Origin of the sequence: Crystallibacter degradans, from assembly GCF_012952295.1 — a bacterium.
In the GTDB taxonomy this organism is placed as follows: Bacteria; Actinomycetota; Actinomycetes; order Actinomycetales; family Micrococcaceae; genus Crystallibacter; species Crystallibacter degradans.
This window is the reverse complement of the sequence record NZ_JABBCH010000003.1, coordinates 385,098-398,129: the sequence shown is the minus strand read 5'-3', so window position 1 is coordinate 398,129 and position 13,032 is coordinate 385,098. Positions and strand designations below refer to the sequence as shown.

The following is a 13,032-nucleotide window of genomic DNA, read 5'->3' as shown; positions in this document are numbered from 1 at the left end:
TTCGAACCAGTTGAACCCGACGCGGGTTAGCCGGGCCCAGGTGTTTGACGACGGGTGTTCGCCGGTCCTCCGAACGGAGCGGCTTCACCAGCTTCGGGCGTTCATCGTGGACGCCACCGGCCACTTCTCGGGTCACCGACACGACCTGAGACCCCGCGCCACGGCGTAGCCGGCCACGCGCCGTGCCCTGACCGTCCAAATCCGCCCTTTGGGCGCGGAGAAAACCCGGGCGTAAAACGGCGGCCGTGGATGCCATGAGCGACCCGGACCCGGGCATGTGGATGTTGCCGCGCCCGTCCTGACACGCACCGGGAATGTGCCCGGCTTTGCACCGGCTCCCCGCAGCACGATATAGCCCATTCCGGCCATCGTCGAGTACTGCGACAGTTTCATAACGCTTACGCTAGCAGGAAGGTGAGACATTATGTGTGGATAAAAATCCATAGAAAATGACACTAGTTACTAACACCGCGGCGCACCTGTTGGACGACTTCGGCTTCTACGCCATGCAGCTTTTGGGGCGCAACCCGCCGCAGGACAGCTATGTGGTGCTGCAGGATCCGCCTCCCTGGCGGCAGGGTTCGCCGGAGATCTTGTTCTGGCCCGACCCGGCCACCGGGACAGCCGGCATCATTAGTTGCCTTGATGCCACCGCCGGACTGCTGTGTGCCGTGGCCGCTGTGGCGCCGCCGGACAAACGCGGCTATCACCCGGCCGGCATTTCGGATGCTTCCGGCTTCGCCGCGATGGGGATCACCGAAGCGGCCCTGCATGCCTACGACATCCTGGCTGCCCACGGCATTGGCTATGAGGCCGACGGCGGGACCATCGCCAGGGTGCTCGACCGGCTGTTTCCGTTCGCAGCCAGGACCAGCGAGCCGTGGCAGGACCTGCTGCAGGCCAGCGGCCGGACCCCGGAAACCCGAGGCCGGGCATGGCGCTGGGATTCATCCGTACGCTGAGTCAGCTCGCCGGCTCTGCTTCGGGTTGCCGGGATATCCGGCGGACGGCTGGCTCGGCAAAGCGGGTGGCTATCGGCCCGGTCACCGCCATGAGCATCACATAAGCCGTCACTACCGCGGCCAGCTCGGGAACAATGGCACCCGAGGCCACTGCGAGGCCGGCAATGACGATGGAAAATTCGCCTCTGGCAATCAGCGCAGCGCCTGCCCGAAGCCGTCCCCACCGGCCGATCCCCGCCTGGCGCGCTGCCCACCAGCCGGTAGCCATTTTGGTGCCTGCGGTCAGCACCCCCAGCACGATGGTCCAGACCAGCACCGGTGGGATGGAGGCCGGATCCGTGTTGAGCCCGAAGACCACGAAGAACATGGCCGCAAAAATATCGCGCAGCGGCGCCAGGACCCGGACGGCGCTTTCTGCCGTTGCTCCCGATATTGCGATGCCCAGCAGGAAGGCTCCGACGGCGGCCGAAACCTGCATGGCGGAAGCCAGACCGGCCACCAGCAGCGCTACACCGATCAGCTTGAGCAGGAACGTTTCTTGTTCCGGACTGTGGATCCAGGCGGTGATCCGCTGGCCGTACCGGATGGCCAGGAACAGGACTGCGCTCACGGCCAGCAGCGCTGCTCCAACGGCCTGCAGACCGCCCAGGAACGAAGCCCCGGCGAGGACTGTCGTGAGCACCGGCAGATAGGCGGCCATGGCGAGGTCTTCCAGAACCAGGATGGAGAGGACCACCGGTGTTTCCCGGTTTCCCAGGCGACCCAGGTCCGTGAGGACTTTGGCCGCAATGCCCGACGAGGATATATAGGTCACGCCGCCGAGTACCAGTGCTCCGATCCCGCCCCAGCCGAGGATGAGCGCCAGCAGCGCACCGGGGAGGAAATTCAGCAGCATGTCCACCACACCGGCCTGCCAGGACTGCCGGAGGCCTGTCGCGAGTTCACGGGCGGTGTATTCGAGCCCCAGCATGAGCAGGAGCAGGACCACGCCGATTTCACTGGCGATGTGGCTGAATTCGCTGATGCTGGCAAACTCGATCAATCCGCCGTTGCCGAAAGCCAATCCACCCAGCAGATACAAGGGAACCGGCGACATGCCGATCCGGGCGGCAAGACGACCGAGGATGCCCAACCCGAGAAACACCAGGCCGAGCTCGATCAGGACAAGAGTCGTGCCGCCCACGCCCGGCTATCCCCCGTGCAGGATCTTGGCGGCAGCATCCAGTCCATCCGGGGTGCCCACCACAATGAGTAGATCTCCGGGGTTCATCGTGTCGTTCGGCGCGGGGGAAGGCATCACCTGGCCTTCGCGAATAATGGCGACCACGGACGCGCCACTGCGGGTGCGGATCCTGGCCTCGCCCAGGGCATGCCCGGCGAAAGGCGAACCTTCGGTCACCGGGAACTGCCGCGTACTCACGCCCGGCAGTTCGCTGTGTTCTTCGGAGAGCTGGGCCACCAGCTTTGGACCGCCGAGCAGTCCGCCCAAGGTAGCGGCCTCCTCCACACTCATAGGAACTGAGGCGAGGCAGGCGTCGGGATCGTCCAGGCGCGAGATGATCAGCTCGGTCTGGCCATCGCGATGGATGACTATGCCCACGCGCCTTCCGTTGTCCAGCACTATCTCCCGGCGAAGGCCGATTCCCGGCAACGGCGTTTCTTCCACGTCCATGGCACAACAGTAGTCCCCTCAGCCCATGTTCTGAGGCGCTGGCCGTAGGCTAGTGAGTAACCAAAACCAACCCAATGGAGTGCCATGACGGTGGACAAGAACACCCGGAAATTCGAAACCGGAATCGAGACCGATTTCTCCGACAAGATGAGCTACGGCTCTTACCTGCAGCTGGACGAGCTGCTCTCCGCCCAGCGGCCGGTGAGCAAGCCGGAACACCACGACGAGCTGCTCTTTATTATCCAGCACCAGACCTCGGAGCTGTGGCTCAAGCTGGTCCTGCACGAGCTGCGCACCGTGCGGGAGAAACTGCAGGCCGATGACCTGCGGTTTGCGATGAAGGGCATTGCCCGGATCAAACACATCCAGCGCTCGCTGACGGAACAATGGTCCGTGCTCGCTACCCTCACCCCATCCGAGTACGCGGAATTCCGTGGCCAGCTGGGCTCGTCATCTGGCTTCCAGTCCTACCAGTACCGGGCGGTGGAGTTCCTGCTGGGCAACAAGAACCGGAGCATGCTCGACGTCTTCTCGGCGGATCCGAGCGCCCAGGCCCTGCTGGGGGACCTGCTGGGGAAGAGCAGTATCTACGACGAGTTCCTGGCGTTCCTGTCCCGCCGGGGCTACGCGGTGCCGCGGGAACTCCTGGAACGGGACGTCAGCGAAGCCCACGTGTTCAATGCCGAACTGGTGCAGACCTTTAAATATGTGTACGAGAACGCCCGAGAGAACTGGGATGTCTACGAGGCTTGTGAAGAACTGGTGGACCTGGAAGACAATTTCCAGCTCTGGCGTTTCCGCCACCTGAAGACGGTGGAACGCACCATCGGCATGAAACGCGGCACCGGCGGTTCATCCGGCGTCGGTTTTCTGCAAAAGGCCCTGGAGCTGACGTTTTTCCCGGAGCTCTACGCCGTCCGTACCGAGATCGGCCAGCCGTAAGACTGCCCACCTGCGGCCGAGGGAAAGGGCTGCCGGCGGTCGCCGTTCGTCTCGACCGCCGGCAGCGTCTGGGGAGCTCTACCGGAAGACGTTGTAGGAAGCGAAGCCTGTCCCCTCCTGGGTGCGTGTGCCGAAGCGGCCCTTGCTATAGGGGTAGTACTTCAAGGTTCCGTCGGTGAACTTCCCGATGAAGCCGGCGGATCCCGACGCGGTGTAGCCGTAGAGCGGGGTCACGGTCGAGACCTTGTGCCAGCCGCTCTTGCCAACCAGTTGGCGTGCGGAGGTGCTGATGCCGCCGGAGCCGTTTCCCGGGTAGAAGTAGAGCTCGCCGGTGTTTCGGATAGCGATCAGGTCCTGCTTTCCGTCCTGGTTCCAGTCCAACATCGTGGGACGGTAGCGCCCCCAGCCGCTGCTGACTGTCCTGCCAGCGGACAGGTAAGCCGCGGAGACGTTGCGGTAGTACAGCAGGGCGCCGTCCGACCAACGCTTGGCCACGACGCCCGGGTAGGTGTCCGCGGCGGCCCACCGTCCAACGGTGAGGTCGTACTTGGCGAAGCCGCGGCCAACCTCGCGGGGTGCCTGGAAGCCGCCGCCGGACCTGCCCAGGTTCACCAGCAGCCGGCCGTCCTTCATCTGGAGCAGCAGGTCGATGGTCCCGTCCTGGTTCCAGTCAACCGATGTGCCGGTCTTGACGCCGCCGTACGTATGGTCGATTTTCACCCGGGGATGCATCCTGCCTCCGCTGCCCGGGTAACGCCAGAGGTCACCGGCGGAATCGGCAGCCAGCACATCCGAGTAGCTGCGGATACTCGGCTTGCCCAGCACGTAGTAGTGCTCCATGGTCGGGATCTTCTTGGTCCGCATTTCGGTGGCCAAGGTGACGCCGACAAAGCGCAGATGCCAGGGTTCATAGGTGTAGCCGGTGGTGGCTTCGTGGCCCTTCGGATAGCGGATGATGAACCCGTGTTTGTAGGCGTTGGCGGCCACCCACTTGCCCGCCGCGGTATCGCCGAAACAGGCTTCCAGCCCGCAGGATCCACTGGCCAGGCCAACGTCCACCGCCAGTCCGGTCTGGTGTTCGCTATAACCAGGACGGGCGGAAATGCGGTCTGCGTAGGACTTGCCGTAGATCCTCACGTAGTAGTTGTAGAGGTCACGCTGTTCCGCATAGGAACGGTACGCACTGACGACGGCGATCGCATGGCCTGCGCTGTCGGCGCCGGCAAAAAGGCTGGAGAGTTGGGTGCTGACATCCGGCCGCATCCGGTAGCCCGTGCTCTTCCACCGCTCCAGTTTTGGAGTATAGGTAAGCGGGCTCAACGGGTGGGCTTTGTTGACCAGGACCTTGATGTTACTCGGGTCCCGGACAGGTTCGGCGGCTGAGGCGGGAGCGGCGGTTACGAGCGTGAAAAGCAGCGCCACGGCGGAGGCCATGACCATCATCAGCGCGAGCCGTGGGCGTTGCGAAGTGCTTCCGGTTTCCATAATTCCCCTGTTAATGAACTGGCGGCCAGCGCGGCCGTACCCTCTATGTTTCCACTGCGGCGCCGTGGGCAACAGAGCGGCGGCCGGTGGGTCCGCCGTCGGGAATTGAAGGCTCCTGCAGGCCATGCGTTATTTTTAGATGGTGCTGATCTCAGACCGCGATATCCGAGCCGAACTCGATGCCGAGCGAATTGTCCTGGACCCGTTTCTGCCCGAAATGATCCAGCCCTCCAGCGTGGACGTGCGGATTGACCGGTTCTTCCGGCTGTTCGACAACCACAAATATGCCCACATCGACCCGCAGCTGGAGCAGCCCGAACTGACCCGCCTCGTTGAGGTGGACCCCGATGAGCCGTTCATCCTGCACCCCGGCGAGTTCGTGCTGGGTTCCACTTACGAAACGGTGACCCTGCCGGAGGACATCGCCGCCCGGCTGGAAGGCAAGTCTTCGCTGGGCCGGCTGGGTCTGCTCACGCACTCCACGGCGGGCTTCATCGATCCCGGTTTCTCCGGCCATGTGACGCTGGAGCTGTCCAACATGGCCACCCTGCCGATCAAGCTCTGGCCGGGCTCGAAGATCGGCCAGCTGTGCTTCTTCCGCCTGACCTCACCGGCCGAACACGCCTATGGATCCGGCCAGTATGGCAACCGGTACCAGGGCCAGCGGGGCCCGACGGCGTCGCGCAGCTACCTTAACTTCCACCGCACCACGATCGAGCGATAGTCAGGCCGACGGCGTTTGGGCCGTCGGAACCTCGCGCGGCTCCTTGACCGGCAGAAGCGCCAGCAGCCCTGCCAGCAGCACGATGAGGATGCCTAAGATGCCGAAGCGCTGCGTGCCGAAGATGGTAATGCTCAGGCCAAAGAGCGTGGGTGCCAGGAAGCTGACCGCCCGGCCGGTGGTGGCGTAGAGGCCGAAGAACTCTCCCTCCTCGCCTCTGGGGGCCTGCCTCGCCAGATAGGCGCGGCTGGAGGACTGGGCGGGACCGACGAAGAGACACAGCATCAGCCCGAAGACCCAGAAAGTAGTGTCTCCGGTCAGGGTCATGCCGAAGACGCTGTGCGTGTTGGCGCCGAGCGCGAAGACCGTAGCGCCGGAGACGAGCAGCCCGATCAGGGAGCCGACGATGATCTTTTTCGGTCCGATCCGGTCATCAAGGATCCCGCCGGCGACGGCGCCAAGGGCGGCGACGACGTTCCCGGCGATGGCGAAGAAGATGACCTCGGTCAGGGTGAAGCCGAAGGTGCCGGCGGCAATCACACCGCCGAAGGTGAAGACGGCTGCCAGGCCATCCCGGAAGATCGCGCTGGCCAGCAGGAAGAAGATGGTGTGCGGGCTGGTCCGGTAGATGGCCTTGATCCGGCGGAACAACAGCCCGTAGGAGGCGAAGAATCCCAGCCGGGCGGCCTTCGGCTGGCGGGGAATTTCCGGCACGGTAAAAAGCACCGGCAGCGCAAAGATCAGGAACCAGACGGCTGAGAACACCGCGACCAGCCGGATGTTCAGCCCGTTTTCCGCGGTGGCGCCGAACCAGCCGGTCTCGGGGAGGACGAAGCCCATGAGCACCAGCGCCAGGGCAACGATGCCGCCGACATAGCCCATGGCCCAGCCGAAGCCACTGACCTTGCCGACGGTGGACGGCGTGGAGATCTGGCCGAGCATTGCGTAGTAGTTGACGTTGGCGAACTCGAAGAAAATGTTGGCCAGCGCGATCAGCGCGACGCCGACGAAGAGGAACTCGGGGGAGGGGTAGACAAAGAAGCACAGCGCCGTCAGCGCGACGACGGCCATGGTGTTGACCCCCAGCCAGTACCTCCGCCGCCCGCCGGAGTCCGAGCGCTGGCCGGTGATTGGAGCCAGGAGAGCGATGGCAATTCCGGACACGGCCAGACCGTACCCGAGGATCTGCGAGGCATAGTCTTTGCCGCCGAAGGGATCGCTCACCAGATAGACGGTAAAGACGAACGTCGTCATGATCGCGTTGATGGCGGCCGAGCCCCAGTCCCAGGAGGCCCACGCGAGCACGTGCTTCTTGTTGATTCTCTCTTCCGAGGGAGAGCCGGCGTTCGCGGATGGTGCCGGATTTCCTGACCAGTGGCTCATAACCGAATGCTAGCCGCTACGCACTTCATGAACAGCTTAAGCCGCTGACCAGTGGATGAATGCGCAGTAAAACAACGATTGGAGGGGCGCGGGTAAGGACGATTATGACGGGCAACGTCAGAGCCGGACGTATGCCACGGGTAGAATGCAATCAGGCTTTTGAGCCTTTTTACCGCCAATCCCAGAAGGAAGCCCCGGAGAATATAGTGCTTGTTGTGCTCACCCTGCTCTTCGTGGTGGCCTTCATCGCGCCCTGGATCTTCAGGAAACTCGGTCGTTCAACCTTCTACATTCTGGCCGCCGTGCCAGCCGGTTGCTTCATCTGGCTCCTGGTTACTTTCGACCGGTACACGGGGTCGGACCAAACTGTACTCTCCGGCGCACCGAATGCACCGCCGTCGGTCATCATCCCGTGGATTCCGGAGCTGAGGCTGGAGCTGGCCTTCCGGATGGATACCTTGTCCGCTGTGCTGGCGATCCTTATTCTCGGTGTCGGCGCCCTGGTCCTCTTTTACTGCGCACGCTACTTCAAGGCCGATGATCCCAACATCGGACCGTTCGGAGCGCAGCTGCTTGCCTTTGCCGGAGCCATGTTCGGTCTGGTGATCACTGATGACCTGCTCATGCTCTACGTCTTCTGGGAACTGACCACCGTCCTGTCCTACCTGCTGATCGGGTACGCGCGGCACCGTCTGGCGGCGCGGCGTTCGGCCCTGCAGGCCCTGATGGTGACGACGTTCGGCGGCCTGACCATGCTCGTCGGCCTGATCATGGTCGGGCAGACGGCGGGTACTTACCGCATCTCGGAAATCATGGCCGCGGCCCCGGAACTGATCCAGCACGGCATGTTGGTCGACGTGGCCATCCTGCTGATCCTGGTCGGCGCCATCAGCAAATCGGCACTGGTCCCGTTCCACTTCTGGCTGCCTGCCGCCATGGCCGCGCCCACTCCGGTCAGCGCCTACCTCCATGCTGCAGCCATGGTCAAGGCCGGCATCTACCTGGTGGCACGCTTCGCGCCGGGCTTCTCTGACACCCGGTACTGGGAGGGGACCGTGCTGGTCCTGGGCTTGGCGACCATGCTGGTCGGCGGGTGGCTGGCACTCAAACAGTTCGACTTGAAGCTCATCCTGGCCTACGGCACGGTCAGCCAACTGGGCTTCCTCACCATGGTGGTAGGGCTGGGCAGCCGCGACGGCGCGTTGGCAGGACTGGGACTGCTGCTGGCACACGGCTTCTTCAAGGCGACACTCTTCCTGGTGGTGGGTATCATCGACCATCAGTCCGGCACCCGCGACATCCGCCAGCTTTCGGGAATCTACCGGGCGGCGCCTGTCCTATTTACCGTGTCGCTGATCGGCGCCGCGTCCATGGCAGGGGTACCGCCGCTGCTGGGCTTCGTGGCGAAAGAGTCGGTCTACGAGACCTTCGTCCACCATGCTTCCGAAGGAGGCTGGACCGGACCAGTCCTGCTGGCCGGCGTCGTCATCGGTTCCATGTTGACCTTTGCCTACAGTGCACGGTTTGTCTGGGGCGGGTTTGCCTACAAGCCCAACGTCAAGAAGACCGCGTTCAAACGCATTCCCGGGGCGTTTATCGCATCGCCGATGCTGCTGACGGCAGCCACTGTGGTGTTCGGTCTCTGGCCCGCCCCGCTGGACTCGATTATCGCCCCCTATGTTTCACTGTTCCCCTCGGACGGCGAGCCAGACGGGCACCTGGCTCTGTGGCACGGCGTGACCCCGGCGCTCGGACTGACGGTGCTGACGCTGGCCGTGGGCACGCTGCTGTTCCTGTTCCGGACCCGGGTCACCGCGTTCCAGGACCGTTTCTCCGGTGGGCTTACCGGTGAACGCGCCTACCGCGGCGTTATCGGCGTGCTGGATGAGGTGGCCGTCTGGGTCACCGGCCGCACGCAGCGCGGCTCGCTGATTTTTTACCTCGTGGTCATTCTCATCGTTTCGATCGTCACTCCGATGAGCGCGGTGTTCCTGATGGACACGCCCTGGCCCGACAGCTGGATTGCTTTCGACTCTCCCGCGCAACTGCTCGCGGGGCTGGGCATCATCGTGGCGGCCATTCTCGCCATCAGGGCCAACAAGAGGTTCATGGCCGTGCTGATGGTCTCGGTCACCGGTTACGGCATTGCGCTGATCTTTGCGCTGCAGGGCGCGCCGGACCTGGCGTTGACCCAGATGCTGGTGGAGACCATTGTGCTGGTCGCGATTGTGCTGGCACTGCGCTCCCTGCCGGCGCGGCTCTGGCTGCGCACCCCCAGCAGTTTCAAATGGCTGCGGGCTGCGATCGGTGCGGCCTTCGGCCTGGCCATGGTGGTCATTGCCATGACATCCATGGCAGCGCGTACCCAGCTGCCGGTCTCGTTGGAATTCCCGCAGCTAGCGTACGACGGCGGCGGCGGAGCCAACATTGTCAACGTCACCTTGGTGGATATCCGCGCGTGGGACACCTACGGCGAGATCTCCGTCCTGGCCGTCGCTGCCACGGGCGTGGCCAGCCTGATCTTCGTCCGCAGCCGCGGAGACAAGCGCATGCGCGCCTCAAACGTCGCCTCCGGGTCCGTGGACCGCCTCGCCGAACTGCCCGAGCGCACCGGCCGGGATGCCGCCGCGTTGGTTACTGCCCGGCGCTTCGCAACCTCGGCCAGGGATGCTTGGCTGGTTGCCGGGCGGACTCTCGCCCCGGAGCGGCGTTCCATCATCTTCGAGGTCATCACCAGACTCCTGTTCCACTCATTGGTGATCTTCTCGATCTACCTGCTGCTGGCAGGACACAACCTGCCCGGCGGAGGCTTCGCCGGCGGACTTCTGGCAGGCATCGCCCTGGCGATCAGGTACCTGGCGGGCGGACGTGTGGAACTGGCCGAAGCCACCCCTGTCAGCGCCGGCTTCCTGCTCGGCGCCGGCCTGGGGATTGCTTCGTTGACCGCCATGGCACCGCTGTTCTTCGGCGGCGAGGTGTTCCAAAGCGCGATCATCCATTTCAGCCTGCCGGTATTCGGCGACCATAAATTCGTCACGTCAACGTTCTTCGATATCGGCGTTTATCTGGTGGTGGTGGGCCTGGTGCTCGACGTTCTGCGCAGCTTCGGTGCCGAAGTCGATGAGCGCAGCCAGGAGAGGGCACCGAAGCCGGATGAGGGCGTGCCGCAGCCGGCGCCGGACGCCATCGAGGAAGGAGTAGCACGATGACGGTGAACATCACGCTGCTCGTGGTCATGGGAGTTCTCGTGGCGGTGGGCGTCTATCTGATTCTCGAACGCAGCCTGACCCGGGTCATGCTCGGCTTGATGATGCTGGCCAACGGCGCCAACCTTCTGCTGCTGACCACCGGCGGCGCCGCCGGCCTCGCGCCGCTGTACGACGCGGATATTCCTGCAGCGGAATACAACGACCCACTTCCGCAGGCACTGATCCTGACCTCCATTGTGATTTCCTTCGCGGTGACCGCGTTCATGCTCGGCATCATCTACCGTTCGTGGGTGCTGGGACGCCAGGACGAAGTCCAGGACGATATTGAAGACCGTCGCGTCGCCAACCAGCCCAGCTTCGACGCCGAGGACGATACCGCTATCCCGGTAGAGACCACGGAATTCGTCACGCCCGAAGACGCCGATGAACGGCCGGCAGCACCGAAGACCAGAGTTCGGGGACAAGAATGAACGCCGCAAGCCTGGCCCCGCTGGCCGTTGTCCTTCCTTTCCTGGGCGCTGCTTTTGCCTTCATCCTGATCCGCCGGCCGGTTGCACAGCGAACAGTGGCCATCACCACTCTGGCCCTGACACTGTCCGTTGAGCTACTCATGCTGTGGTCGGCCTGGACCCAGGGCGTGCAGGCGGTGTTCCTTGGTGGCTGGGTTCCGCCGTTCGGAATTTCCCTGGTGGTGGACGAGCTTTCAGCCCTGATGCTCGTGATCTCCTCGGCCGTGAGCCTGGCCGTGCTGGTCTACGCCTCCGGCCAGGGCATGGCCGATGGGGACGAAGACGGTCCCATCTCGATTTTCCATCCCACCTACCTGATCCTCGTGGCGGGGGTGTCCAACGCTTTCCTCACCGGGGACCTGTTCAACCTCTACGTAGGTTTCGAGATTCTGTTGACCGCCAGTTATGTCCTGATGACCATGGGCGGGACAGGGCCACGCGTCCGGGCTGGTGTGACGTATGTGGTGGTCAGCGTTATTTCCTCGATGCTGTTCCTGCTATCCATCGCGATGATCTACGCCGCGACCGGCACCATCAACATGGCCGACCTGGCCGTGAAGCTGGGCGAGCTGGATGATTCCACGCAAATGATTCTGCACCTGATGCTGGTGGTGGCGTTCGGCATCAAGGCGGCGGTGTTCCCGCTGTCCTTCTGGCTGCCCGACTCGTATCCGACCGCGCCTGCCCCGGTGACTGCAGTATTTGCCGGCCTGCTGACCAAGGTGGGTGTCTACGCGCTGATCCGGACGGAGACGCTGCTTTTCCCCGGCGACCGCATCAACACTTTCCTGATGATCATCGCGCTGCTGACCATGGTGGTCGGCATCCTGGGGGCGCTGGCCCAGATCGACATCAAACGTATGCTCTCGTTCACGCTGGTCAGCCACATCGGCTACATGGTTTTCGGCTTGGCGATGAGTTCCGTGGTCGGACTGGGATCGACGATGTACTACGTGGCGCACCACATTACCGTCCAGACAAGCCTTTTCCTGGTGGCGGGTCTGATCGAACGCCGCGGCGGCACCTCCAACATGGACCGTCTGGGCGGAATGGCAAAACTCTCGCCATTGCTGGCGATCCTGTACTTTGTGCCGGCCATGAACCTGGCCGGCATCCCGCCCTTCTCCGGCTTCCTCGGCAAGCTCGGCCTGCTGCAAGGCGGCGTCGATCTTGCCACCCCGGTGTCGTACACACTGGTGATCGGCAGCGTTGTTACCTCCCTGCTGACCCTGATGGCCATGGCCCGCGTCTGGAACAGGGCCTTCTGGCGGACCCCGGAGGACGCCGAGCATCCGGATCCGGTGCTGCTGGCCAGCAAACCGGACGGTTCCACTCTGCGCACGTCCAAGTATGTGACGGACAAGCCCACCGGCCGGTTCTCCGGCAGGGGGACCATCCACTTGCTGCCGAAGAGCATGGTCGGAGCCACCACGGGCCTGGTGGCGCTCGGCGTGGCACTGACCGTCTTCGCCGGTCCGCTGTTCCAGCTCAGCGATCAGGGGGCCCGCGCTATGCTCGAGCGCACCCCTTATATCGAGGCCGTTCTTGGTACCGGCGCGGCACAGGGGGTTGAGCAATGACTCGTTCCCGGATCCCGCTGCTCGTCGAAGTTCCGCTGCTGGTCTGGCTGGTCATCCTTTGGGGAGCCCTCTGGCAGGACTTCAGCGCCGGCAACCTGATTTTCGGACTGCTCATCGCCCTCGCCGTCGTCAATATCTTTTACTTGCCGCCGGTAGAACTGGCCGGACGCCTGAATCTTTGGGCGGCAGCCGTGTTCGTGGCGGCGTTCCTGCTGAACGTGGCGAAGGCTAGTTTCGAGGTCTTCTGGATCGCCCTCACCCGGGGACCAAGGACCAAGAACGGAGTGTTAGCCGTGAAGTTGCGCAGCCATTCGGACCTGCTGGTCACCGCCACCGGTCATACAATCTCGCTGATTCCCGGAAGCCTCGTGGTGGACGTGGACCGGTCCACTTCGACGCTGTACCTGCACGTCCTGGACATTCCGGACCCGGATAAGGCGGACCGGTTCCGCGAGCAGGTCCGCAGGATCGAAGCCGGGCTGATCCGGGCGATCGGCAGTAAAGAGGAAGTCGCGATGGTCAAAGCGGAGGCAGCAAACCGACGGAACGGAGGAACCAGTTGAACAGCC

At 63.7% G+C, this 13,032-nt stretch carries 11 protein-coding genes; 7 read left to right on the top strand and 4 right to left on the bottom strand.

The annotated features are described in order from the left end of the window. The first annotated feature begins 449 nt into the window (after positions 1-449). A complete protein-coding gene (locus HGO92_RS08560; RefSeq protein WP_169993674.1) occupies positions 450-962 on the top strand; it encodes a hypothetical protein in 513 nt (170 codons plus the stop codon). Position 963: 1 nt separating this feature from the next. On the opposite strand, the gene HGO92_RS08555 is transcribed toward HGO92_RS08560, so the two are convergent. Both HGO92_RS08555 and HGO92_RS08550 read right to left on the bottom strand, forming a co-directional pair. Further along, positions 964-2,145, bottom strand: coding sequence for a cation:proton antiporter domain-containing protein (locus tag HGO92_RS08555; protein ID WP_169993672.1), 1,182 nt, complete (start codon positions 2,143-2,145; stop codon positions 964-966). A 6-nt stretch (positions 2,146-2,151) separates the two neighbouring features. Beyond that, positions 2,152-2,634, bottom strand: a complete 483-nt coding sequence (locus tag HGO92_RS08550; RefSeq protein WP_169993670.1) for a cation:proton antiporter regulatory subunit — start codon at positions 2,632-2,634, stop codon at positions 2,152-2,154. A gap of 84 nt (positions 2,635-2,718) precedes the next feature. Here HGO92_RS08550 and HGO92_RS08545 point away from each other — a divergent pair, with 84 nt between their 5' ends. Further along, on the top strand, positions 2,719-3,576 hold the full coding sequence (locus tag HGO92_RS08545) for a tryptophan 2,3-dioxygenase (protein ID WP_169993668.1): 858 nt from the start codon (positions 2,719-2,721) through the stop codon (positions 3,574-3,576). 78 nt (positions 3,577-3,654) lie between these two features. On the opposite strand, the gene HGO92_RS08540 is transcribed toward HGO92_RS08545, so the two are convergent. Beyond that, the gene (locus HGO92_RS08540) at positions 3,655-5,061 is read right to left on the bottom strand and encodes a M15 family metallopeptidase (RefSeq protein ID WP_169993666.1); all 1,407 of its coding nucleotides are present in this window, start codon (positions 5,059-5,061) and stop codon (positions 3,655-3,657) included. Positions 5,062-5,203: 142 nt separating this feature from the next. Between HGO92_RS08540 and dcd the strand changes: the two genes are divergently transcribed. Then, on the top strand, positions 5,204-5,785 hold the full coding sequence (gene dcd / locus HGO92_RS08535; protein ID WP_139004498.1) for a dCTP deaminase: 582 nt from the start codon (positions 5,204-5,206) through the stop codon (positions 5,783-5,785). Here the strand turns inward: dcd and HGO92_RS08530 are convergent, their stop codons facing one another. Next, positions 5,786-7,165, bottom strand: coding sequence for an MFS transporter (locus HGO92_RS08530; RefSeq protein ID WP_169993664.1), 1,380 nt, complete (start codon positions 7,163-7,165; stop codon positions 5,786-5,788). 206 nt (positions 7,166-7,371) lie between these two features. Between HGO92_RS08530 and HGO92_RS08525 the strand changes: the two genes are divergently transcribed. From HGO92_RS08525 to HGO92_RS08510, 4 genes are read left to right on the top strand one after another with little or no spacing between them, the layout of a single operon-like run. Next, entirely contained in the window at positions 7,372-10,374 is a 3,003-nt protein-coding gene (locus tag HGO92_RS08525; RefSeq protein ID WP_169993663.1) for a Na+/H+ antiporter subunit A, read from the top strand. Continuing rightward, positions 10,371-10,844: a Na(+)/H(+) antiporter subunit C gene (locus HGO92_RS08520; RefSeq protein ID WP_169993661.1), complete on the top strand. Its 474-nt coding sequence runs from the start codon at positions 10,371-10,373 to the stop codon at positions 10,842-10,844. Before HGO92_RS08525 ends, HGO92_RS08520 begins: the two co-directional genes overlap by 4 nt. Beyond that, the gene (locus tag HGO92_RS08515) at positions 10,841-12,463 is read left to right on the top strand and encodes a Na+/H+ antiporter subunit D (RefSeq protein WP_169993659.1); all 1,623 of its coding nucleotides are present in this window, start codon (positions 10,841-10,843) and stop codon (positions 12,461-12,463) included. The genes HGO92_RS08520 and HGO92_RS08515 overlap by 4 nt, the downstream gene beginning before the upstream one ends. Beyond that, positions 12,460-13,026 (top strand): Na+/H+ antiporter subunit E, encoded by a 567-nt coding sequence (locus HGO92_RS08510; protein ID WP_169993657.1) that lies wholly within the window; start codon positions 12,460-12,462, stop codon positions 13,024-13,026. Before HGO92_RS08515 ends, HGO92_RS08510 begins: the two co-directional genes overlap by 4 nt. Positions 13,027-13,032: the final 6 nt, after the last annotated feature.

Bases quoted from the DNA above. Each gene is read 5' to 3' on its own strand.
- HGO92_RS08545 (WP_169993668.1), top strand. From the start codon at position 2,719: ATGACGGTGGACAAGAACACCCGGAAATTCGAAACCGGAATCGAGACC.
- HGO92_RS08515 (WP_169993659.1), top strand. From the start codon at position 10,841: ATGAACGCCGCAAGCCTGGCCCCGCTGGCCGTTGTCCTTCCTTTCCTG.
- HGO92_RS08530 (WP_169993664.1), bottom strand. From the start codon at position 7,165: ATGAGCCACTGGTCAGGAAATCCGGCACCATCCGCGAACGCCGGCTCT.
- HGO92_RS08560 (WP_169993674.1), top strand. From the start codon at position 450: ATGACACTAGTTACTAACACCGCGGCGCACCTGTTGGACGACTTCGGC.
- HGO92_RS08520 (WP_169993661.1), top strand. From the start codon at position 10,371: ATGACGGTGAACATCACGCTGCTCGTGGTCATGGGAGTTCTCGTGGCG.
- HGO92_RS08510 (WP_169993657.1), top strand. From the start codon at position 12,460: ATGACTCGTTCCCGGATCCCGCTGCTCGTCGAAGTTCCGCTGCTGGTC.
- HGO92_RS08540 (WP_169993666.1), bottom strand. From the start codon at position 5,061: ATGGAAACCGGAAGCACTTCGCAACGCCCACGGCTCGCGCTGATGATG.
- HGO92_RS08550 (WP_169993670.1), bottom strand. From the start codon at position 2,634: ATGGACGTGGAAGAAACGCCGTTGCCGGGAATCGGCCTTCGCCGGGAG.